This window comes from Ancylomarina euxina, from assembly GCF_003863355.1.
Lineage (GTDB): Bacteria > Bacteroidota > Bacteroidia > Bacteroidales > Marinifilaceae > Ancylomarina > Ancylomarina euxinus.
Window position 1 is genome coordinate 1 of the sequence record NZ_QQWG01000050.1, and the last position, 2,389, is coordinate 2,389.

Annotated in this window: 2 protein-coding genes; both read right to left on the reverse strand. The window is 29.9% G+C overall.

Annotated elements, in window-relative coordinates; all coding sequences use genetic code 11:
* Positions 1-194: hypothetical protein (locus DWB61_RS17845; RefSeq protein ID WP_225423419.1), on the reverse strand; the 194-nt coding region annotated here is incomplete at its 3' end.
* 235 nt (positions 195-429) lie between these two features.
* The gene (locus DWB61_RS17500) at positions 430-2,238 is read right to left on the reverse strand and encodes a hypothetical protein (protein WP_125032229.1); all 1,809 of its coding nucleotides are present in this window, start codon (positions 2,236-2,238) and stop codon (positions 430-432) included.
* Positions 2,239-2,389: the final 151 nt, after the last annotated feature.

Below are 2,389 nucleotides of genomic sequence, written 5' to 3' on the forward strand. Positions count from 1 at the left end.
TTTAAGAGTTGTTCTTTATAAGAAGCTGATATTCTTAAAGGTTCATTCTCAAAAAATAATTCTCTATTTATTGAAGAATAAAACTTACCTGAACAAAGATGTCCTTCGGATATTTCGACGTATTCAGGGAAATACCAATCCCCAATATTGAACTTTCCGTTATTAATATCAATATGACAATTACTCTCTTTCATTTTACAAATTAGGGTTCTTAATCATTATTGCATACAACGGGCTTGCTATGTGTTTTGCGGGTTATAGAAGCATTTAACTTTCAAACCCGCAATTAGCCAAAACTTTGATTTACATTAATTCAAATTATAAATTGACAAATCATAGATTTGGCGGTGTTGCAACGGAGAGCTGCGGTTGATTTACCCGCTGATCCCCGCATTACATATAGCTTTTGTTACCATTCGTTATTTCTATTTAAGGTTTACAAATTATATAAGTCTCTGCACTAACCTCATTACAACTTGAAATAAGAGATGAGATAAACCATAAAATTTGTATGACCTCATTACGCTCTTTGAATGTCTCATTATTTTTCAGTTTTTGAAGCCCATCTGTCAATTCCAATTTTGATATAAAATTAATAACTAGGTATACTTTCTTTGTTAAATTAGGCTGTGCTTTTAGATTTTTAAAATAGTCTATCGCATCATCAGAATTACTTCCTTTCCTTATCCTATGAATTTGTGTCGTTGTTTTATCTAATACATAATCTCTATCCCAGAACTTTTGTTTCATTTCCCATTGGTTATCTGCTGGACTTAAATTTCCGAGATTCTTTTGAGCTTGCCCAACAATGTCTTGAAATGCTGAGGCTGAAAATTTAGATTCCTTGTACTTGGAATGGAAAAATGAAATATTATTTTCGTCAAGACCTATATGGTCAGCCCATTCTTTCCCCAAATCATCGCAAATAAAGAACTTGAAACTTGAAAGATATTTATCTTCAACGAACCCGAATATTGAACCTGCATTGAATTCTGTTGAAGTCGGAAGAACACTTCCTTTTTCACTAGAAACACTATTTAAATCTGTGCTCGGCTTGAAAACGCTCAAAAATGCATCCGTATTTGCCAGTAATCTACTATCCTTGAATAATTTCCGATGGCTGTAAACAAGTTCAACCCTGTCAAAATTAATTATGTAACTACTGGTTCTGTTAAAGAAATCAATAATAGACAATTCTGTTCCATCTGTAAGTTTTATCATTAGTTTTTTCAACTTACTTGAACGTAGAGTTATCGATTTTGGATTTATTGACAGAGATAAATCATTAACAAAAGGATTAAGTATTTTAAAGTAAGAGTTACCTTCATCGCTAACTAATTCTTTCACCTCCATAAGCCTAGAGAAATTATTTAGAATTGAAATAACATCAATTTCTTTTTCATATTCTTCAAATATAAGTTTTGTAGATTCAATTCTATTTGCCTCATATTCATCATATAATTTCGTCAATAAAAGCAAAATAGCTATAGGTTTTAATGAGCTATTTTCTTTCTCAAAATCTAGAGGTGTAGCAAAAGATGTAAGGAAATTTTCAGATGCTTTAAAGTTCTCAATTTTATCAATGATATTGTCAGACCACGATATAAAAAAAACAATATTACTTTTCTTTCCAAATTTATTAATTCTTGATGAGCCCAATGAAAGAGAAACTTTATCATCGTCGTTACTAACTCTTAAATTGCTTGGAATATATGTTTGTAAACCTAACGAAGAGATACTCTCTTTTAAATCAACAGCTTCAACACTTTTAGAACGAACAGCATTATCTGAAATATTCATATTGTTCATTGATATTTTTTCAAATGCAGTATCTTCATCTATAAATAATGAGGAAATTGTATTATAGTCTAAAGGGAAAATCTTTTTACTTAATTCCTTTGTTCCAGATATATTTCTTTTTGATACAGCTATATAATTTTCAAAATCTACAATTACAATATAAGCGAGTTTAACTTCCTCCCAATCTTTCAATTCTTCATCTATAAAACTTGGTTTCTTTGGATATTTAAACACACAAATAGAATATTCAACATCCTTATTGTTCACTTTCGTTTTACTTTTTATTACTCTTAATAAGTAATTCCCCATTTTGTCAGAAGAAGCTTCTTTAAATGTTGTATCGATTAAATTTTTAGATAAAATCCCCTTTTTAATCTTTTTGTAGAAATAGGCATTTTCATTTAAAGTAAGATTATTTATAAGTTCATTTTCTGTCATAGGGTTTGTATTTTAATGAATGGTAACGTATAGCTGTATGTCGTCTTCGTTGGCGATTTTTAATTTCATCCTGTACATATCGCCAATGCCGACATACAGCATGTTATGTACTTTTATTTTTAAAGCCTTTTTTTATTAACAAGTCTCCCTA